This window comes from Burkholderia sp. BDU5, from assembly GCF_001522845.1.
In the GTDB taxonomy this organism is placed as follows: Bacteria; Pseudomonadota; Gammaproteobacteria; order Burkholderiales; family Burkholderiaceae; genus Burkholderia; species Burkholderia mayonis.
The window spans coordinates 92,179-111,414 of the sequence record NZ_LOWC01000165.1 but is presented as its reverse complement, the minus strand read 5'-3'; the positions used below and the strand labels follow the sequence as shown (position 1 = coordinate 111,414).

At 68.0% G+C, this 19,236-nt stretch carries 13 protein-coding genes; 9 read left to right on the top strand and 4 right to left on the bottom strand.

What is annotated here, in order from left to right; translation table 11 throughout:
• Positions 1–101: 101 nt before the first annotated feature.
• Entirely contained in the window at positions 102–1,004 is a 903-nt protein-coding gene (locus tag WS69_RS27345) for a LysR family transcriptional regulator (protein WP_059473767.1), read from the bottom strand.
• Positions 1,005–1,113: 109 nt separating this feature from the next.
• Here WS69_RS27345 and WS69_RS27340 point away from each other — a divergent pair, with 109 nt between their 5' ends.
• The 3 genes from WS69_RS27340 to WS69_RS27330 all read left to right on the top strand — a co-directional run bounded on the left by WS69_RS27340 (position 1,114) and on the right by WS69_RS27330 (position 5,978).
• Positions 1,114–2,889, top strand: a complete 1,776-nt coding sequence (locus WS69_RS27340; protein WP_082716533.1) for an acyl-CoA dehydrogenase family protein — start codon at positions 1,114–1,116, stop codon at positions 2,887–2,889.
• A complete protein-coding gene (locus WS69_RS27335; RefSeq protein WP_059473766.1) occupies positions 2,886–4,433 on the top strand; it encodes a CaiB/BaiF CoA transferase family protein in 1,548 nt (515 codons plus the stop codon). Before WS69_RS27340 ends, WS69_RS27335 begins: the two co-directional genes overlap by 4 nt.
• A 213-nt stretch (positions 4,434–4,646) precedes the next feature.
• Positions 4,647–5,978 carry an MFS transporter gene (locus WS69_RS27330; RefSeq protein ID WP_059473765.1) on the top strand — a complete coding sequence of 444 codons (1,332 nt, stop codon included), beginning with the start codon at positions 4,647–4,649 and terminating at the stop codon, positions 5,976–5,978.
• 508 nt (positions 5,979–6,486) lie between these two features.
• On the opposite strand, the gene WS69_RS27320 is transcribed toward WS69_RS27330, so the two are convergent.
• Together WS69_RS27320 and argA are read right to left on the bottom strand one after the other, a co-directional pair.
• Positions 6,487–6,762: an oxidative damage protection protein gene (locus WS69_RS27320; protein WP_059473763.1), complete on the bottom strand. Its 276-nt coding sequence runs from the start codon at positions 6,760–6,762 to the stop codon at positions 6,487–6,489.
• A gap of 50 nt (positions 6,763–6,812) precedes the next feature.
• Positions 6,813–8,189: an amino-acid N-acetyltransferase gene (gene argA, locus WS69_RS27315; RefSeq protein WP_059473762.1), complete on the bottom strand. Its 1,377-nt coding sequence runs from the start codon at positions 8,187–8,189 to the stop codon at positions 6,813–6,815.
• A 23-nt stretch (positions 8,190–8,212) separates the two neighbouring features.
• Here argA and hrpA point away from each other — a divergent pair, with 23 nt between their 5' ends.
• The 5 genes from hrpA (at position 8,213) to WS69_RS27285 (ending at position 16,628) form a co-directional block, all read left to right on the top strand.
• The gene (gene hrpA / locus WS69_RS27310) at positions 8,213–12,346 is read left to right on the top strand and encodes an ATP-dependent RNA helicase HrpA (RefSeq protein ID WP_059473761.1); all 4,134 of its coding nucleotides are present in this window, start codon (positions 8,213–8,215) and stop codon (positions 12,344–12,346) included.
• Positions 12,347–12,446: 100 nt separating this feature from the next.
• On the top strand, positions 12,447–13,439 hold the full coding sequence (locus WS69_RS27305) for a YVTN family beta-propeller repeat protein (protein ID WP_059473760.1): 993 nt from the start codon (positions 12,447–12,449) through the stop codon (positions 13,437–13,439).
• Positions 13,440–13,458: 19 nt separating this feature from the next.
• Positions 13,459–14,448 carry a sterol desaturase family protein gene (locus WS69_RS27300; protein WP_059473777.1) on the top strand — a complete coding sequence of 330 codons (990 nt, stop codon included), beginning with the start codon at positions 13,459–13,461 and terminating at the stop codon, positions 14,446–14,448.
• A gap of 528 nt (positions 14,449–14,976) precedes the next feature.
• Positions 14,977–15,813 carry an EI24 domain-containing protein gene (locus WS69_RS27290; RefSeq protein ID WP_059473758.1) on the top strand — a complete coding sequence of 279 codons (837 nt, stop codon included), beginning with the start codon at positions 14,977–14,979 and terminating at the stop codon, positions 15,811–15,813.
• A complete protein-coding gene (locus tag WS69_RS27285) occupies positions 15,810–16,628 on the top strand; it encodes a competence/damage-inducible protein A (RefSeq protein WP_059473757.1) in 819 nt (272 codons plus the stop codon). Before WS69_RS27290 ends, WS69_RS27285 begins: the two co-directional genes overlap by 4 nt.
• A 232-nt stretch (positions 16,629–16,860) precedes the next feature.
• On the opposite strand, the gene WS69_RS27280 is transcribed toward WS69_RS27285, so the two are convergent.
• Positions 16,861–17,325, bottom strand: coding sequence for a rhodanese-like domain-containing protein (locus WS69_RS27280; RefSeq protein WP_059473756.1), 465 nt, complete (start codon positions 17,323–17,325; stop codon positions 16,861–16,863).
• Positions 17,326–17,719: 394 nt separating this feature from the next.
• Between WS69_RS27280 and glnA the strand changes: the two genes are divergently transcribed.
• Positions 17,720–19,135 carry a type I glutamate--ammonia ligase gene (gene glnA, locus WS69_RS27275; RefSeq protein WP_025989908.1) on the top strand — a complete coding sequence of 472 codons (1,416 nt, stop codon included), beginning with the start codon at positions 17,720–17,722 and terminating at the stop codon, positions 19,133–19,135.
• Positions 19,136–19,236 lie beyond the last annotated feature (101 nt).

Here is a 19,236-nt window from a genome sequence, read left to right as displayed (position 1 = left end):
GCCGGCTTGCCGCCCCCGCCAACATGCGGACATTTCATTTGCTACAAAACCGGACATTTCTATTTGTCCGCGACAGTGTTTGTTCGACACGGCGTGCGTCGTCACTTCGCCGCACCGCGCAGCCGCCGAATCTCGTCGTCCAGATACGTGCCGAACCGCTCGGCGACAGGCTCCCGCTCGTCCGCCCGCCGCAGCCGCAGCGTGTGCGATTCGAGCGCGCCGCCGTTGAGCGGCAAGTAGCGCAGCCGCTCGCTGCGCACCTGGCGCAGCACGCTCGGCACGAGCGCGACGCCCATCTCGAACTCGATCATCGTCAGCACCGTCTGCCACAAGCGCGCCTCGTGCCTGATCTCCGGACTGAAGCCGGCGCTGACGCACTGCGCGATGATGAGGTCGTGGTAGTGGGGGGCCGCGTCGCGCGGAAACAGAATGAACGGCTCGTGCGCGAGCGCCGCGAGATCGACGCGCTTGCGCCGCGCAAGCCGGTGCGCGGCAGGCAGGCAGCAGAGGAACGGCTCAGAGAAGATCGTGTCGGCCGCGATCTCGGGCGGGAACGTGCCCCAGTGTGCGTAGCCGACGTCGATATGTGCGCGCAGAATCGCCTGCACCTGCTCGTGCGTGTTCATCTCCTTCAGCACGACCTCGACGTTCGGATAGTCCGTCTCGAAGCGCCGCACCGCGGACGGCAGCCCACGGTACAGCATCGAATTGACGAAGCCGATCCGCAGCCGCCCCGCGAGCCCCGACGCCGACCGAATCGTCAGACGTTGCGCCTCCTGCGCCTGCAGCAGCAGCCGGCGCGCCTCGCCGAGCAGCACTTCGCCCGCATTCGTCAGCGCGACCGACTTGCTCGTGCGCGCGAACAGCTGCACGCCGAGCTCGTTCTCGAACTTGCGGATGTCGAAGCTGAGCGCCGGCTGCGAGATGAAGAGACGTTTTGCGGCTCGGCCGAAATGCAGTTCTTCCGCGACGGCGACGAAGTAGCGCAATTGCTTCAGGTCCATCTCGTCTCCGTTCGCGTCGATCGATAAGCAACGCTTATCGTACTGGATAAATCCTGTATTGGACGGCTATCGACCGGAGTTCTACGCTCGTCGGACCAGGAGACAAGCGATGAACATGATGAAAGAAGCCGTCGAAGCGAACGCGCCCGCGGCGGGCGCCGCCAACATCCCCGACTCGCGGGGCCTCAATTTTTTTACGAGCGATCCCGATTGCGCGGCGTTGCTGCGGTTGCATCTCGGCGACGCGCGCTATCGCGCGCTCGAACCCGAATTGCGCACGCTCGGCTTGCGCGCGTCCGACGAGCTCGACCGCCTCGCGTCGCGCGCCGACAAGCATCCGCCCGTGCTCCATCCGCGCACCCGTCGCGGCGAGCCGCTCGAATCGATCGACAAGCATCCGGACTACGTCGCGCTCGAGCGCGTCGCGTATTCGGAGCTCGGCCTCGCGGCGATGAGCCATCGCAGCGAGGCGCCGCCGCCGCTCGTCAAGTATGCGTTGACGTTCTTGTTCGTCCAGGCCGAGTTCGGCCTCTGCTGTCCCGTCAGCATGACCGATTCGTTGACGCGCACGCTGCGCCGCTTCGGCTCGCGCGAGCTCGTCGAGCGTTTCCTGCCGCGGCTCGCGTCGCGCGATTTCGACGTGCTGTACCAGGGCGCGATGTTCATGACCGAGCAGGCGGCGGGCTCCGACGTCGGCCGGATCGCGACGCGAGCGGTGCGCGAGACGGCCGCCGACGGCGCGGCGACGTGGCGTCTGTACGGCGACAAATGGTTCTGCTCGAACGCGGATGCCGATCTCGCGATGGTGCTCGCGCGGCCCGAAGGCGCGCCCGACGGCGTCAGGGGCCTCGCGTTGTTCCTGTTGCCGAAGACGCTCACCGATGGCTCGCGTAATCGCTACCGGATCGTGCGTCTGAAGGACAAGCTCGGCAGCCGCTCGATGGCGAGCGGCGAGATTACGCTCGACGGCGCCGAAGCCTATCTGATCGGCGAGATCGGGCGCGGTTTCCATCAGATGGCGGACATGATCAACATGTCGCGGCTGTCGAACGGCGTGCGCGCGGCGGGGCTGATGCGCCGCGCGACGACGGAGGCGCTGCACGTCGCGCGCCATCGCGAAGCGTTCGGCCGCAAGCTGATCGACATGCCGCTGATGCGGCGTCAGCTCGTCAAGATGCTCGTGCCGACCGAGCAGGCGAGGTCGCTTTTCATGCAGATCGCGCTGTTGCTCGCGAAGGCCGATACGGGCGACGGGCAGGCGGCCGGCTGCGTGCGCATCCTGACGCCGCTCATCAAGTTCCGCGCGTGCCGCGATGCGCGCCGCGTCGCCGGCGACGCGATGGAGGTGCGCGGCGGCACGGGCTACATCGAGGAGTGGAGCGACGCGCGTGTGTTGCGCGACGCGCATCTCGGTTCGATCTGGGAGGGCACGAGCAACATCGTCGCGCTCGATGTCGCGCGGGCGGTCAAGCGCGAAGGCGCGCTCGCGCCGCTGCGTGCGTTCCTGCTCGACTTGCTCGATGCGGCGCGGCTGCCCGGCGCGAGTGTTGCGCGTCTGCGCGACGCGCTCGATCGCGCGAGCGATGCGATCGAGCGCGTCGCGCAAGCGGGCGACGACGCGCTCGTGCGGCAGGCGGCGTCCGCGCTCTATCACGCGACGACCGCGATCCTGCTCGCGAGCGAAGGGATGTGGCTTGCCCCCGATTATCGGCGGCTCGCGCTCGCGCATCTCGTGCTGCGCTACAAGCTGTCGCCGGTCGATCCGCTTGCACCTTCGCGTGCCGATGTCGACGCCGATGCGTTTGCGGCCCTGCTGCACGATCGGCCGGTCGCGCTCGACGACGCGCTGAGGCTGCTCGACGAAGCGTCGGGAGACGTGGCATGAGCGGCGATGCGAAGCAATTCCGTGCGGCGCGCGGGGCGCAGGCTGGTCCTGCCGCGGCTCGCGTGATCGATCGGGCGCGCACCTCTGGCGTTGCCGGCGAGACGCGGAATACGGCGAACGCATCGCATTCGGCATGCGTGCCTCGCGCGTCGCACGTGGCGCATGGGTCGATTGAGACAGACGCCGCGAATACCTCGCATACGACAAACACGGCAAACACGGCAAACACGGCAAACACGGCAAACACGGCAAACACGGCAAACACGGCAAACACCGCAAACACCGCAAACACCGCAAACACCGCGAGCACCGCGAGCACACCGAACCCGAACGGCACGAACAACGCGACGACGACCACGTCCCCCCCGTCCGGCGCGCTCGCCGGCCTGAAAATCGTCGACCTGAGCCGCGTCCTCGGCGGCCCGTACTGCACGCAGGCGCTCGCGGACCACGGCGCACGCGTGATCAAGGTCGAACCGCCGACGGGCGACGAAACGCGCGGCTGGGGCCCGCCGTTCTTCGATGACGACGCGTGGTACTTCACCGGCGTGAACCGCAACAAGGAGGGGATCGCGCTCGACCTGTCGCGCGACGAAGGCCGCGCGATCCTCTGGCGCATGCTCGAGGACGCGGACGTGCTCGTCGAGAACTTCAAGCCCGGCACGCTCGCGCGCTGGGGGATGGACTACGAGCGCGACCTGCGCCCGCGCCTTCCTCGCTTGATCCATTGCGCGATCACGGGCTTCGGCGCCGACGGCCCGCTCGGCGGACTGCCGGGCTACGACGCGGTGATCCAGGCGATGGCAGGCCTGATGAGCGTCAATGGCGACGCCGACGGCGACGCGACGCGCATCGGGTTGCCGATCGTCGACATGGTGACGGGCTTGAACGCGCTCGCCGGCATTCTGCTCGCGCTCGCCGAGCGCGAAAAAAGCGGCGTCGGCCAGTCGATCGACATCGCGCTGTACGACTGCGGCGTGTCGCTCCTGCATCCGCATCTGCCGAACTGGTTCGGCTCCGGACGCACGCCCGCGCGCAGCGGCAATGCGCATCCGAACATCGCGCCGTACGACAGCTACCGCACCGCGACCGCGCCGATTTTTCTCGCGGTCGGCAACGATCGGCAATTCGCGCGGCTGTGCGCGCATCTCGGCGTGCCCGCGCTCGTGGGCGATCCGCGCTTCGTCGACAACCGGAGCCGCTGCGCGCATCGCGCCGAGCTGAAGGCGAGCCTCGAAGCGCGGCTCGCGACTCGCGATTGCGAGACGCTCGCGCGCGAGCTGATGGGCGAGGGCGTGCCGTGCGGGCCGGTGCGCACGGTCGATTCGGTCGCGCGCGATCCGCACACGCTGCATCGCGGGCTCGTCGTCGAGATGGGCCGCTATCGCGGGGCGGCGTCGCCGATCAAGCTGTCGCGCACGCCCGCGACGTACCGCAGCGCGCCGCCGACGCTCGGCCGCGACACGCGCGCGGTGCTCGACGCGCTCGGCATCGATGCGGCGACGCAGGCGCGGCTCGTCGAGGCGGGCGTATTGAAGGAATGAACGTGAGCGAACAGACGCGGCTGCCGAAACGAAGCGGCGGCCGCGGCTAGACGGTCGGCGCCGGGCGAGTCCGCGGCCGCGAGACCGAAGGCGATCGGCCTTCGGCCGAACGGTCCGCGTCGCTCGTCCGGCACGGCCGAACCCGGAGCGATCCGGCCCAAACGGTAAAGGCGCGCGCGAGTCGCGCCACCGACGAGAATCATGGAGACAACGATGACATCCCAGCACGATGACCGCGCCGACCGCGCGCCGGTCGGCCAGCCCGCGCGCGCCGCGCTCGCGGCGTTCGTCGGCACGACGATCGAGTGGTACGACTTCTACATCTACGCGACCGCGTCCGCGCTCATCTTCGGCAAGCTGTTCTTTCCGTCGAGCGAGCCGTTCTTCAGCACGCTCGCGTCGTTTGGCACGTTCGCAGTCGGCTTTTTTGCGCGCCCGTTCGGCGGCCTCGTTTTCGGCCACCTCGGCGACCGGATCGGCCGCAAGAAGGCGCTCGTCGCGACGCTCGTCATCATGGGGCTCGGCACGGTCGGCATCGGTCTCTTGCCTGCCTACGCGCAGGCGGGCGTGGCCGCGCCGATTGCGCTCGTCGTGCTGCGGATCGCGCAAGGCATCGCGATCGGCGGCGAATGGGGCGGCGCGGTGCTGATGGCGAGCGAGCATGCGAGCGCGGACAAGCGCACGTTCGTCGCATCGTTCGCGCAGCTCGGCAGTCCGGCCGGGCTGATCCTCGCGCTGCTCGCGTTTCGCATCGTCTCCGGGATGGAGCACGATGCGTTCCTGTCGTGGGGCTGGCGGCTGCCGTTTCTCGCGAGCGCGGCGCTCCTCGTCGTCGGCCTCGCGATCCGCGCGGGCGTCGACGAATCGCCGGAGTTCGCGCGCTTGAAAGCGGAGCGGCGCACGGCGGCGCTGCCCGTCGCCGAAGTGGTGCGCAACGCGTGGCGCACGCTGCTGCTCTGCCTCGGCGCGAACGTGATCGGCGTCGCGGGCGCGTGGTTCGTCAACACGTTCATGCTGAACTACACGACGCAGACGCTCGGGCTCGACCGCGCGCTGATCCTCGATTGCCTGTTCGTCGTCGCGTTCATCCAGCTCGGCACGCAGCTCGCGTCCGGCTGGTTCGCGCAGCGCGTCGGCACGGGGCGCTTCCTGAAGACGGCCGCCGCGCTCGCGATCGCGTCGCCGTATCCGATGTTCGCGCTCGTGTCGACGGGCCGGCCGATCGCGATCGTCGTCGGCATCGCGATCGCGGTGATGTGCATGTCGAGCTCGTACGCGGTGATGGCGGGCTTCATGTCGACCGCGTTCGACGTGCGCGTCCGCTATTCGGCGATCTCGCTGTCGTACCAGTTGTGCGCGGCGCTCGCAGGCGGGCTCACGCCGCTCGTCGGCACGCTGCTCGCGCACCGCTTCGCGGGCCAGTGGTGGCCGCTCGCCGCGTTCTACAGCGCGCTCGCGGCGGTGTCGCTCGTGTGCATCGCGACGCTCGAGCGCGGCAGGCGGGGCACCGCGTTGGCGGGAAGCGGAGCGCTCGCGAAGCCTTGAGGGCGATGCGCGAGGGGTGCATCTTGGGTGCAGCACGAAATGGCGAGGACGGCGGGCGCGGCGGCGCGGCGCGATCGCGTCGCCCAGCCGCGATTGCCGGACGCTCGCCGGTGCACGGACGTGTCGACTCGCGGCCCGGCGACATGGCGGGATCGCGACGCCTGCGCGCGATGAAGCCGCGTTTGCCGACAGGCACGCCGGCGGAAGCAACGATTCGCAAGGTGACGACATCGCGAAATCGCGACGCGATTACGTGATGAAACAGCGGATGCCGCAGCCTCGCCAATCTTCGGAGCGGACGTCGCGAAATCGCGAAGCCGCGAAAACCACGAGCGCGAGCCGACGTTCCGGCGTCGCGAAGTCCCGGATGCTCGCCGCGCCGGGCCGCGGCGCCGCCTCGGGCGGACGAAGCGTACGCACAAAAAAGCCTCGGACAGCAATCGCTGCCCGAGGCTTTCGTCCGACGTGCGGAAATCGGAAGCGGCGCCGCGCGCCGCGCGGCGGCGTATCAGCCCTGCGTCGGCGGCACGTAGCCGGTCGCCTGGTCCGCGCCGTCGCCGAAGAAATACTTCTCGGTCTGCTTCATCAGATACTGACGCGCGCGCGGATCGGCCATGTTCAGCCGGTTCTCGTTGATGAGCATCGTCTGCTGCTTGAGCCAGCCTTGCCACGCTTCCTTCGACACGCTCTCGTAAAGACGCTTGCCGAGCTCGCCGGGCAGCGGCGGGAAGTCGAGTCCTTCGGCTTCCTTGCCGAGCTTCGCGCATTGAATCATACGGGCCATCGTGTACCTCTCCTGTAATCGTGATCCGGGGGAAGGGCGCGCCGCGCCGCTCAGAGCTGCTTCATCAGCACGAGCGACTTGCGCTGCCAGTTATAGAGTTTGCGGCGGTCTTCGGGCAGATCGTCGACGGTCGCCTTCACGAAGCCGCGCTTCAGGAACCAGTGCTCGGTGCGGGTCGTCAGCACGAAGATCCGCGTCAGGCCGCGTGCGCGCGCGCGCTGCTCGACCCGCTTCAGGAGCCGCTCGCCGTCGCCCGAGCCTTGCGCCTCGGGCGCGACCGTCAGGCACGCCATCTCGCCGATCTTCTCCGTCGAGTACGGATAGAGCGCCGCGCAGCCGAACAGCACGCCGTCGTGCTCGATGACTGAGAAGTGATCGATGTCGCGCTCGATCTGGTGGCGGCCGCGCCGCACGAGCGTGCCGTCCGATTCGAGCGGCTCGATGAGGGTCAGGATGCCGCCGACGTCGTCCGGCGTCGCCTCGCGCAGGCTCTCGAGGTTCTCGTACGAGATCATCGTGCCGACGCCGTCGTGCAGGAACAGCTCGAGCAGCACGCTGCCGTCGAGCGATTGCGGAATCAGGTGCGCACGCGCGACGCCGCCGCGGCACGCGCGGATCGCATGCTTCAGGTAGAACGCGTCGTCGCCTTGCAGGTCGCCCGAGTCGAGCAGCTCGGCCGCCGCGTCGAGCGACATCTCGCGCACGAGCTCGCCCGTTTCGTCGACGATGCCGGGCGTTTCGGTCAGGAAGATGATTTTGTCCGCGCGCAGCGCGATCGCGGCCGCCGACGCGACGTCTTCCATCGACAGGTTGAACGCCTCGCCCGTCGGCGAGAAGCCGAGCGGCGACAGCAGCACGAGCTTGCGGCTCGCGAGCGAGTGGCGGATCGACTCGGCGTCGATCTTGCGCACGACGCCCGTGTGCGCGAAGTCGACGCCGTCGAGAATCCCGACCGGCCGCGCGGTGACGAAGTTGCCCGATACGACGCTGATGTGCGCGTGCGCCATCGGCGTGTTCGGCAGGCCCTGGCTGATCGCCGCCTCGATGTCGAGCCGCACTTCGCCCGCCGCTTCCTTCGCCGATTCGAGCGCGCGCGCGTCGGTGATCCGCAGGCCGTGCGAGAACGACGATTCGACGCCGTGCAGGTTCAGTTGCTCCTCGACCTGCGGCCGCGAGCCGTGCACGAGCACGATCTGGATGCCCATCGCCTGCAGGAGCGCGATGTCGGAGACGAGCGCGTTCAGCAGCCCGCGCTGCACGACCTCGCCGCCGAAGCCGACGACGAACGTGTTGTTGCGAAACCGGTGGATATAGGGTGCGACGGAGCGCATCCAGTCGACGAACTGCGCGTGGAGGGCGGCTTCGTCGGCGGATTGCTGGGGCGCGACGCCCGGCTGGGCGGCGGGAAGGTCGGTTTGGGAATTCATGGGCGGGATTATAATGCGCCCCCATGTCGAATGTACCTAAAAGTCCCGCGCAAAAACGTGCGGGCACGCCGGGCGAGCCGCGGCCCGCCGACGCGGGGGCGGGCCGCCCGCCGCGTCCTGTGCGGACCGCGCCCGCGCAGGACCGCGCGCCGCGCGCCGCGCGCCGTGAATCCGAATCCATCCCCCAGCCCGCCCGGCCGCCGCGCGCGCGCGTCGCGCCGAATCCCGTTCCGCCGATCACGTTTCCCGAGAGCCTGCCCGTATCGGGCCGGCGCGACGAGATCGCGCGCGCGATCGCCGATCATCAGGTCGTGATCGTCTGCGGCGAGACGGGCTCGGGCAAGACGACCCAGCTCCCGAAGATCTGTCTCGCGCTCGGCCGCGGCGTCGGCGCGGGCGGCGCGGGCCTGATCGGCCATACGCAGCCGCGGCGGCTCGCGGCGTCGTCGACGGGACGCCGCATCGCCGAGGAGCTCGGCACGCCGTTCGGCGAAGTGGTCGGCTACAAGGTGCGTTTCACCGACAACCTCGCGCCGGGCGCGTCCGTCAAGCTGATGACGGACGGCATCCTGCTCGCCGAGACGCAGACCGATCCGCTCCTCACGGCGTACGACACGCTGATCATCGACGAGGCGCACGAGCGCAGCCTCAACATCGATTTCCTGCTCGGCTATCTGAAGCAGATCCTGCCGAAGCGGCCGGACCTGAAGCTGATCGTCACGTCGGCGACGATCGACGCCGATCGCTTCGCGCGCCATTTCGGCGGCAACGAGCGGCCCGCGCCCGTGATCGAGGTGAGCGGGCGGCTGTATCCGGTCGAAGTCCGCTACCGGCCGATCGCCGACGACCGGCCGGCCGCCGTGCGGCACGCGGAGGGCGCGGCGTCCGGCCGCGACCGCGCGAAGACCGCGCGCGAGGCGGAGCGCGACCTGATGGACGGCATCGTCGACGCGGTCGACGAGCTGTGCCGCGAAGGCCCGGGCGACGTGCTCGTGTTCCTGGCCGGCGAGCGCGAGATCCGCGACGCGGCCGAGGCGCTGCGCAAGCACCATCCGCCGCACACCGAAATCCTGCCGCTGTTCGCGCGGCTGTCGGCGGCCGAGCAGGAGCGCGTGTTCAAGCCGTCGAACGCGCGCCGGATCGTGCTCGCGACGAACGTCGCCGAGACGTCGCTCACGGTGCCGGGCATCCGTTACGTCGTCGATACGGGCCTCGCGCGCGTGAAGCGCTATTCGTATCGGAACAAGGTCGAGCAGTTGCAGATCGAATCGATCTCGCAGGCGGCCGCGAATCAGCGCGCGGGCCGCTGCGGCCGCGTCGCCGACGGCATCTGCATCCGCCTCTATGAAGAGAGCGACTTCGCCGCCCGCGTGCGTTTCACCGATCCGGAAATCCTGCGCTCGTCGCTCGCGTCGGTGATTTTGCGGATGAAGTCGCTGCATCTGTCGGCGATCGAATCGTTTCCGTTCATCGAGCCGCCGCCCGGCCGCGCGATCGCGGACGGCTACCAGTTGCTGAACGAGCTCGGCGCGGTCGACGACGACAACGCGCTCACGCCGCTCGGCCGCGAGCTCGCGCGCCTGCCGCTCGATCCGCGCGTCGGCCGGATGATTCTCGCCGCGCGCGACCAGCAGGCGCTGCGCGAAGTGCTCGTCATCGCGAGCGCGCTGTCCGTGCAGGACCCGCGCGATCGCCCGCTCGACGCGCAGGAGCAGGCCGACCAGGCACACCGGCGCTTCGCCGACGAGCGCTCCGAATTCCTCCAGTGGCTGAAGATCTGGGCGTGGTTCGAGGAGGCGGTCGCGCACAAGAAGTCGAACCGGCAGCTCGTCGACGCGTGCCGGCAGAACTTCCTGTCGCATCTGCGGCTGCGCGAATGGCGCGACGTTCACTCGCAGCTTCTGACCGTTGTGCGCGAGCACGGCTGGCGGCTGAGCGAGGCCGATGCGACGTTCGAGCAGATCCATCTGTCGCTGTTGACGGGCCTTCTCGGCAATATCGGCTTCAAGGCCGAGGACGAGCCGCACTACCTCGGCGCGCGCGGGATCAAGTTCCACCTGTGGCCGGGTTCCGCGCTCGTGAAGAAGGCGGGGCGCTGGGTGATGGCGGCCGAGCTCATCGAGACGAGCCGGCTGTACGCGCGTTGCATCGCAAAGATCGAGCCGGAATGGATCGAGCGGATCGGCGCGCACCTGCTGAAGAAGTCGCTGTCGGAGCCGCATTGGGAGAAGCGCCCCGCGCAGGTCTCCGCGTTCGAGCGCGCGACGCTGTACGGGCTGACCGTCTATCACCGGCGGCGCGTCGCGTTCGGCCGGCAGGACCCGGCGCGTGCGCGCGAGCTGTTCATCCGCGGCGCGCTCGTCGGCGGCGAGTTCGACACGAAGCTCGCGTTCTTCGCGCACAACCGCAAGCTGCTCGCCGACATCGAGCAACTCGAGCACAAGTCGCGCCGGCAGGACGTGCTCGTCGACGACGAGCTGATCTACGCGTTCTACGATCAGACGGTTCCGGCGGGCATCCACACGGGCGTCGCGTTCGAGCGCTGGTATCGCGACGAGGTGAAGAAGAGCGGACAGCCGGAAGACAAGCTGCGCCTGCTGTATCTGTCGCGCGACGATCTGATGCGCCACGAGGCGGCCGGCGTGACGACCGATCTGTTCCCGAAGCGCGCGACGATGGCGGGCGTCGAGATGGCGCTGTCCTATCACTTCGAGCCCGGCGCGCCGCGCGACGGCGTGACGCTCGCCGTGCCGCTCTTCGCGCTGAACCAGGTCGACGCGCGCCGCGCCGAGTGGCTCGTGCCGGGGATGCTGAAGGAGAAGGTGCAGTTGCTGCTGAAGTCGCTGCCGCAGAAGCTGCGCCGCCACTGCGTGCCGCTGCCCGAGTATGCGGCGGGCTTCGTCGAGCGCGTGGGCGCCGAGCGTTTCGGCGCGGGCGGCCTCGTCGAGGGGCTGATCGCCGACATCCGCGGAGAGACGCAGGTCGCGATGAAGACGCCCGATTTCAAGCTCGAGACGCTGCCCGCGCACCTGTTCATGAACTTCAAGGTGATCGACGAGCACGGCCGGCAGCTCGCGATGGGGCGCAATCTCGCGCAACTGCGTGCGGAGCTGGGCGCGCAGGCGCAGCAGCACTTCCAGAAGATCGCCGCCGCCGCGACGCTTGCGCCGGCGGGCGAGGGCGCAGGCATGGCGGCTGCGGCGGCCGGCGCACGGCCGGGCGCGCGCGGCGGCGCGTCTTCGCAAGCCGCCGCCCAGTCCGCGGCGCAAGCGGGCGCGGGGGCGGCCGAAGCCGGCGCGACCGCGCTCTACGAGAACCTGACGACCTGGAATTTCGGCAAGCTGCCCGAACTGCTCGAGATCCGCCGGCGCGGCGAGACGCTGTTCGGCTATCCGGCGCTCGTCGATCGCGGCGCGCATTGCGACGTCGAGGTGTTCGATTCGCCCGAGGAGGCGGCGCGGATCCACCGCGCGGGCCTCAGGCGCCTGTTCGCGCTGCAGCTCAAGGAGCCGATCAAGTATCTGGAGAAGAACCTGCCGGGGCTGCGCGAGATGGCGATGCAGTACATGTCGCTCGGCACGCAGGACGAGCTGCGCGACCAGCTGATCGCGACGGCGCTCGACCGCGCGTGCCTGCAGGATCCGCTGCCCGCCGACGACGCGAGCTTCCACGCGCGCCGCGACGAGGGCAAGAGCCGCCTCAACCTGCTCGCGCAGGAGATCGCGCGGCTCGTCGGGCAGATCCTCGCCGAATACGCGGGGCTCGCGAAGAAGCTCGCGCAGGCGAAACCGTTTCCGGCCGCGCACGCGGACATGCAGGGCCAGCTCGCGGCGCTCGTCGGCAAGCGCTTCGTCGTCGACACGCCTTACGCGCAGCTTGCGCACTTCCCGCGCTACCTGAAGGGCGTCGCGCTGCGGATCGACAAGCTGAAGGCCGATCCCGCGCGCGACGCGCGCCAGTTCGCCGAGCTGCAGCCGCTCGCGCAGCACTGTCAGCGGGCGGTCGCGCAGCGCGGCGGCGTCGCGGACGCGCGGCTCGCCGAGTTTCGCTGGCTGCTCGAAGAGCTGCGGATCTCGCTTTTCGCACAGGAACTGCGCACGCCGATGCCGGTGTCCGTCAAGCGGCTCTACAAAGTGTGGGAGTCGATGCAGCGCTGAACGCGGTTCAGCGTACGCGGGTTCACACTTGGGCGCGAGACGTCAACCGGCGGCGTTCTCGCGCGTTTTACAATCACGCCAGTCCACGACGTGAGTCTTCATGCGCAATTTCCTTTCCCTCGGCCGCACGCTCGCGCTTGCCGCCGCCGTGCTGGCGCCCGTCGCCGCCTTCGCGAACAACGTGATCGTGCTGAATTCGGCCGAAGCGACGCTCTCCCTGATCGACGAGAACACACGCCAGGTCGTCGGCCAGTATCCCACCGGCAAGGAGCCGCACCACTTGATGGCGACGCCCGACAATTCGTCGCTGATCGTCGCGAACTCGGTGTCCAACAGCCTGATGTTCCTCGATCCGAAGACGGGCAAGCCGCAGCGCACGCTCGAAGGGATCGACGATCCGTACCAGCTCGGCTTCTCGCCCGACCGCAAGTGGTTCGTCGCGGCGGGCCTGCGGCTCGACCGCGTCGACATCTATCGCTACGACGGCCGTGACCTGACGCTCGCCAAGCGCGTGCCGCTCGAGGTGATGCCGAGCCACCTCGCGTTCACGAAGGACGGCAAGACGGTGCTCGTGACGCTGCAGGTGTCGGGCGAACTGGCCGCGATCGACCTCGCGACGCAGACGGTCAAGTGGAAGATGAAGGTCGGCAAGGTGCCGGCGGGCCTCTGGCTCACGCCCGGCGACAAGTACGTGCTGATCGGGATGACGGGCGCCGACTACGTCGCCGTCGTCGACTGGCGCAACCAGAAGATCGTGAAGACGATCCGGACCGGCAACGGCGCGCACAATTTCCGCTCGCTCGCGGACGGCACGCACGTCGCCGTGACGAACCGGGTCGCGAACACGATCAGCATCATCGACGAGAACGCGCTGACGAACGTCGGCGACATCACGGGCCTGCTGCCCGGCCCGGACGACATGGAGCTGTCCGCCGACAAGAAGACGCTGTGGGTGACGTTCCGCTTCGCGAAGAAGGTCGGCGTGATCGATCTGCCGAGCCGCAAGCTGATCCAGACGATTTCGGTCGGCCGTTCGCCGCACGGGATCTATTTCTATGATCGCGCGCCGTGGACGGCGCCGAACGGCGCTTGACGCGGCGGGGGAGCGGTTCATGCTGCACATGATTGTCGCCGCGCTCGACGGCTTCGTGTCCGATCTGCAGACCTGGCTGTACGTCGATATCGTGCAGCCGGTGATGTTCAAGGTCGGCCTGATGGACTACGACGAGGATACGTACGACGCGCTCTACTGGGTGATCGTCGGCGCGCTGCAGGTGGTCGCGATGTACGTGCTGCTGCGCCCGCTCGAGGCGCTGCGTCCCGTTGAGCGATGGGCGAACCGCAAGGAGGCGCGCGTCGACGTGATCTACACGCTGATCGCGAAGCTCGGCATCTTCAATCTGTTCTTCTTTTTCGCGATGCAGCCGCTTTTCGACAACTTCCAGGCGTGGCTGCGCCTCTTCGGGATTTCCAACATCAATCTCGACTACCTGTGGCCGGGCGTCACGTCGAAACCGATCATCGCGTTCGCGATCTATTTGATCGTGCTCGATTTCGCCGGCTACTGGTATCACCGCTGGCAGCACCGGATCGGCGTCTGGTGGGAGCTGCACGCCGTGCATCACAGCCAGCGCCAGATGTCGCTCTGGTGCGACGACCGCAATCACCTGCTCGACGACGTGATCCAGGCGTGCTTTTTCGCGGCGATCGCGCTCGTGATCGGCGTGTCGCCGTCGCAGTTCGTCGTGCTGACGGCGGTTACGAACTTCGTGCAGAGCGTCCAGCATACGAACGCGCGGCTGTCGTTCGGCCGGCTCGGCGAGCGGCTGCTCGTCAGCCCGACGTTCCATCGCCGCCATCACGCGGTCGGCTACGGCCACGAGGGCACGAAGTACGGCTGCAACTTCGGCGTGCTGTTCCCGTGGTGGGACATGCTGTTCCGGACCGCGTCGTGGAACCGTGCGCCCGAGCCCACCGGCATCCGCGAGCAGTACGACGGCGTGTCGTATGGCGACGGCTTTTGGGTGCAGCACGGGCTCGCGTTCATGCGGATCGCGCGGCGGCTCGCGCCGAAGAAGCCGCGCGGCGCGGCTTCGGCGTAAGCGGCGCGCGGCGCGGGCGGGGCGTCGTGCCGGCTCGTTTGGGGCGACGCGACGCGGGTCGCTTGTTTCGCATGCCGCGTCGCGCGTTCCGCCGAGGACGCGGTCTTTCGATTGGCTCGCCGGCGGCGCGAAGTCTGTCGTTTTTCTGTTCAACGCTGCGCCGAGTGGCGGTATGCGTTCGTTTCTTGACGGTTTTCGCCGTTGTATACGTTTTCAGGCGTCGTTTGGCCGTTTCTCTGCGCGCGGCGGATTGCACGCCGCCTCGGCTGCCGTACGGAAGTCATGCCGGATTGCTTTCCGCCCCGGATCTCGTTGCCGTCGGCGTCGTTGGCCGGCAGCCAGCCGTTGCGCCGTCGATCGCGAGCCGCCGCGATTCTTGCCGCCGCCGTCACCCAGCGCCGCAGCAGCGCGCGTTTCTCCGATCCGCATCCCCCCGTTCCGCTACCGCCCCGTTTTGTCGCACACGCGCCGCGTGGTTTATCCTAGCCGAGCTTTCCCCCATCATTCCCGATCGATGATCCGTCCCGCATGAACGACCTGCTGCGCTCCTTCGGCCGGGCGCTCGCGAGTGCGCTGCACCCGCGGATGCTCTGGCTCACCTTCATGCCGTTTATCGTCGCCGCGGTGCTCTGGGGCGTCGTGCTGTGGTTCGCGTGGCAGCCGCTCGTCGACGCCGCGCGCGCGGCGCTCGACGGCTTCGCGCTGACGGCGCTCCTCTACAAGTTCTTCGCCGCGATCGGCGCGTCGCAGCTGCATGCGGTCGTCGCGCCGTTCGTCGTCGTGTCGCTCGCGATCCCGCTCATCGTGCTGACCGTGCTGCTGCTGATCGCGACGCTCTCGATGCCCGCCGTCGTGACCCAATTGTCGAAGCGCCAGTTCGCGTCGCTCGAGATGAAGCGGGGCGGCAGCTGGTTCGGCAGCGTGTTCAATTCGCTGTGGGCCGCGCTCGCGAGCATCGTGCTCCTGATCGTCACGGTGCCGCTGTGGCTGATTCCGCCGTTCTTCGCACTGCTGCCGCCCGTGATCTGGGGCTGGCTCACGTACCGCGTGATGACCTACGACGCGCTCGCGCTGCACGCGAGCGTCGACGAGCGCCGCGCGCTCGTTCGCAAGCATCGCTGGCCGCTTCTCGGCATCGGCGTCGCGAGCGGGCTGCTCGGCACGGTGCCGACCTTCATCTGGGTGTCGTCGATCTGGATGATGGTGCTGTTTCCGTTCGTCGCCGCCGCGATGATCTGGGTGTACGCATTCATCCTGGTGTTCTCGGCGCTGTGGTTCGGCTTCTATTGCCTGCGCGCGCTGCAGGACCAGCGCGCGGCGGCGGCCGCGAGCGCGACTTCCATCGAATCGACGAGGCAAGCATGACCATCGGCATCATCATCATCGGCGACGAGATCCTGTCCGGGCGCCGCCAAGACAAGCACCTCGCAAAAGTGATCGAGCTCCTCGGCGCGCGCGGACTCGCGCTCGGCTGGGCCGAGTACGTCGGCGACGATCCCGCGCGGATCACGGCGACGCTCGAGCGCACGTTCGCGTCGGGAGACATCGTGTTCGCGACGGGCGGGATCGGCGCGACGCCCGACGACCACACGCGCCAGTGCGCGGCTGCGGCGCTCGGCGTGCCGCTCGAATTGCATCCGGAGGCGAAGGCGCTGATCGAGGAGCGGATCCGCGAAACGCATACGGACCCGGCGAAGCCCGTCGATCTCGATTCACCCGAGAACCAGCATCGCTTCAACATGGGCGTGATCCCGCGCGGCGCGACGATCATCCCGAACGGCTACAACCGGATTCCGGGCTTCTCGTGCGGCGATCACCATTTCGTGCCGGGCTTTCCGGTGATGGCGTGGCCGATGATCGAATGGGTGCTCGACACGAGGTACGCGCACCTGCACCATGCGACGCCGCATGCGGAGCGTTCGCTGTACGTGTTCGAGCTGCCTGAATCGACGTTGACGCCGCTCATGGAGAAGATCGAGCGCGATTTCCCGGGCGTGCGGGTGTTCAGCCTGCCGAGCGTCGGCGACGCGGAGAGAGGCGGAATCTATGCGCGCCGGCACATCGATCTCGGCGTGAAGGGCGAGCCGGAAGCGGTCGCGGCCGCGTTCGTGAAGCTGCGCGAAGGCGTGCATCTGCTCGGCGGCGACATCGTCGAGCCGGCCATGCAGCAGCATGGCTGAGCTAAGCCGACGGTCGGCAAGCCGGCGACTGGCAAGACCGGCGACTGGCAAGAAAGAGAAGAAGACCGGCTGGCGGGATGTCGGCCGGACGCACGGCGGCGCCGACGGGCGTCGCGTCGTGCCGCACCGCGTCGGGGCGCATGCAGGCCGCGCCGGCGTCACCCGTCATCGCCGTGTCATTGCCGTGTCATCGCCCGGCCCGACGATGGCGGGCGGCGGTGCGTGTGACGTGTCATGCGCCGATCCAGGGCAGGCCGCGGTGGCACCAGCCATCGACGGTCTTCCGGTGTCCTTGCGCGTCTTTCGCGCCTTCGAATCCTTCGAGCAGATCGAATGCGTGCGTGAAGCCGGCCTGCGTGGCGGCGACCGCGGCGAGCTTCGAGCGCGCGGCGCTTCGGCACAGGAACAGGACCGGCTGATCGGGCTGCACGACCGTGCGCAGATGGTCGATGAATTCCGCATTCGGCACGCCGCCCGGATAGCGAGTCCATTCGACGTGCGCGTATTGGCCATCGCCGACGAGCGGACGGCCGACCCAATCAAGCTCCGCGCGGGTGCGCACGTCGACGAGGCGCGCGTTCCGATCGAGCTGCAGCAGTTCGAAGGCCTCGGCGGGCGAGAGCGCGCCCGCGTAGTTCAGGTTGCCTTGCGCGCGGCGCGTGTCGGCCTGCGCGTAAAGCTGTTCAAGCGTACTCATGGCGGGAGGTCTCCTGCGGATCAAAAAAACATTCTAGCGTGCCGGGCGCGCGACGACGGCCGGCAGTGTCGCCATGTGCGATCGTCACCAAAAAGGTGCAAAATGCATCGTTTGCACCAAAAATGTGATTTTCGAGTGTGCGGAGCCTGACATTGCCCAATATGGGTGCGTCTTTGGCAATGTCCGGGCGCACCGAAGCCCCGAAAGAGCGCGCCCCGGCCCTGACGGGGCGCGGCCTCGCGCGTTTCGCGCCGATCTGGCGCATGCATGGCATGGAAGCTGCTACATAGATCCCGTTCGAATCGGTTGTACGCGGCAAAGAACGCTGCGCTCAGCAGCTCGCTTAACGAGGCGGTCCCAGTCCGCCGGATTTGTTCAATCAGGAGAAGAGGTTATGAGTAAAACCGTCGCCGACGTCATGCAGCTCGTGAAGGACGAGGACGTCAAGTTTGTCGATTTCCGCTTCACGGACACGCGCGGCAAGGAGCAGCACGTGTCGGTGCCGGTGTCGGCGTTTGACGAAGACAAGTTCGAAGGCGGTCACGCGTTCGACGGTTCGTCGATCGCGGGCTGGAAGGGCATCGAGGCGTCGGACATGCTGCTCGTGCCGGATCCGGACACCGCCTTCATCGATCCGTTCTATGAAGAGTCGACGCTCGTTCTGACCTGCGACGTCGTCGAGCCGGCGGACGGCAAGGGCTACGAGCGCGATCCGCGCTCGCTCGCACGGCGCGCGGAAGCGTACCTGAAGAGCTCGGGTCTCGGCGACACCGCGTACTTCGGTCCGGAGCCGGAATTCTTCATTTTCGACTCGGTCCAGTGGAACACGGACATGTCGGGCTGCTTCGTGAAGATCGGCTCGGAAGAAGCGCCGTGGTCGTCGGCGAAGGAATTCGAAGGCGGCAACACGGGCCACCGTCCGGGTGTGAAGGGCGGCTATTTCCCGGTCGCGCCGGTCGATTCGTTCCAGGACATGCGCTCGGAAATGTGCCTGCTGCTCGAGCAGATCGGCATTCCGGTCGAAGTGCACCACCACGAAGTGGCGGGCCAGGGCCAGAACGAAATCGGCACGAAGTTCTCGACGCTGGTGCAGCGCGCCGACTGGACGCAGCAGCTGAAGTACATCGTCCTTAACGTCGCGCACACGTACGGCAAGACGGCGACGTTCATGCCGAAGCCCGTCGTCGGCGACAACGGCTCGGGCATGCACGTGCACCAGTCGATCTGGAAGGACGGCCAGAACCTGTTTGCGGGCAACGGCTACGCCGGCCTGTCCGAATTCGCGCTGTTCTACATCGGCGGCATCATCAAGCACGCGCGCGCGCTGAACGCAATCACGAACCCGACGACGAACTCGTACAAGCGTCTCGTGCCGCACTTCGAAGCGCCCGTGAAGCTCGCGTACTCGGCGCGCAATCGCTCGGCGTCGATCCGCATTCCGCACGTGTCGAACCCGAAGGGCCGCCGCATCGAAACGCGCTTCCCGGACCCGATGGCGAACCCGTACCTGTGCTTCTCGGCGCTGATGATGGCGGGTCTCGACGGCGTGCAGAACAAGATCCATCCGGGCGAGGCCGCGGACAAGAACCTGTATGACCTGCCTCCGGAAGAGGATGCAAAGATCCCGACCGTGTGCGCGGGCCTCGACCAGGCGCTCGAAGCACTCGACAAGGACCGCGAGTTCCTCACGCGCGGCGGCGTGTTCACGGACGCGATGATCGATGCGTACCTCGGTCTGAAGGAGCAGGAGCTCGCGAAGTTCCGCATGACGACGCATCCGGTCGAGTTCGAGATGTACTACTCGCTGTAAGCGGCGATGGCGCTTCGTCTCGTCGGCGGACGAAGCGCCGCGGCGCCGACCGGCCTTCGCGCGGCAATTGCGCGCGAAGGCATCGGACCTTGAAAGGGGAC

Excerpts from the sequence above, each read along its gene's own strand:
- WS69_RS27345 (WP_059473767.1), bottom strand. The coding sequence starts at position 1,004 with ATGGACCTGAAGCAATTGCGCTACTTCGTCGCCGTCGCGGAAGAACTG.
- WS69_RS27340 (WP_082716533.1), top strand. The coding sequence starts at position 1,114 with ATGAACATGATGAAAGAAGCCGTCGAAGCGAACGCGCCCGCGGCGGGC.
- WS69_RS27335 (WP_059473766.1), top strand. The coding sequence starts at position 2,886 with ATGAGCGGCGATGCGAAGCAATTCCGTGCGGCGCGCGGGGCGCAGGCT.
- WS69_RS27330 (WP_059473765.1), top strand. The coding sequence starts at position 4,647 with ATGACATCCCAGCACGATGACCGCGCCGACCGCGCGCCGGTCGGCCAG.
- WS69_RS27320 (WP_059473763.1), bottom strand. The coding sequence starts at position 6,762 with ATGGCCCGTATGATTCAATGCGCGAAGCTCGGCAAGGAAGCCGAAGGA.
- argA (WP_059473762.1), bottom strand. The coding sequence starts at position 8,189 with ATGAATTCCCAAACCGACCTTCCCGCCGCCCAGCCGGGCGTCGCGCCC.
- hrpA (WP_059473761.1), top strand. The coding sequence starts at position 8,213 with ATGTCGAATGTACCTAAAAGTCCCGCGCAAAAACGTGCGGGCACGCCG.
- WS69_RS27305 (WP_059473760.1), top strand. The coding sequence starts at position 12,447 with ATGCGCAATTTCCTTTCCCTCGGCCGCACGCTCGCGCTTGCCGCCGCC.
- WS69_RS27300 (WP_059473777.1), top strand. The coding sequence starts at position 13,459 with ATGCTGCACATGATTGTCGCCGCGCTCGACGGCTTCGTGTCCGATCTG.
- WS69_RS27290 (WP_059473758.1), top strand. The coding sequence starts at position 14,977 with ATGAACGACCTGCTGCGCTCCTTCGGCCGGGCGCTCGCGAGTGCGCTG.
- WS69_RS27285 (WP_059473757.1), top strand. The coding sequence starts at position 15,810 with ATGACCATCGGCATCATCATCATCGGCGACGAGATCCTGTCCGGGCGC.
- WS69_RS27280 (WP_059473756.1), bottom strand. The coding sequence starts at position 17,325 with ATGAGTACGCTTGAACAGCTTTACGCGCAGGCCGACACGCGCCGCGCG.
- glnA (WP_025989908.1), top strand. The coding sequence starts at position 17,720 with ATGAGTAAAACCGTCGCCGACGTCATGCAGCTCGTGAAGGACGAGGAC.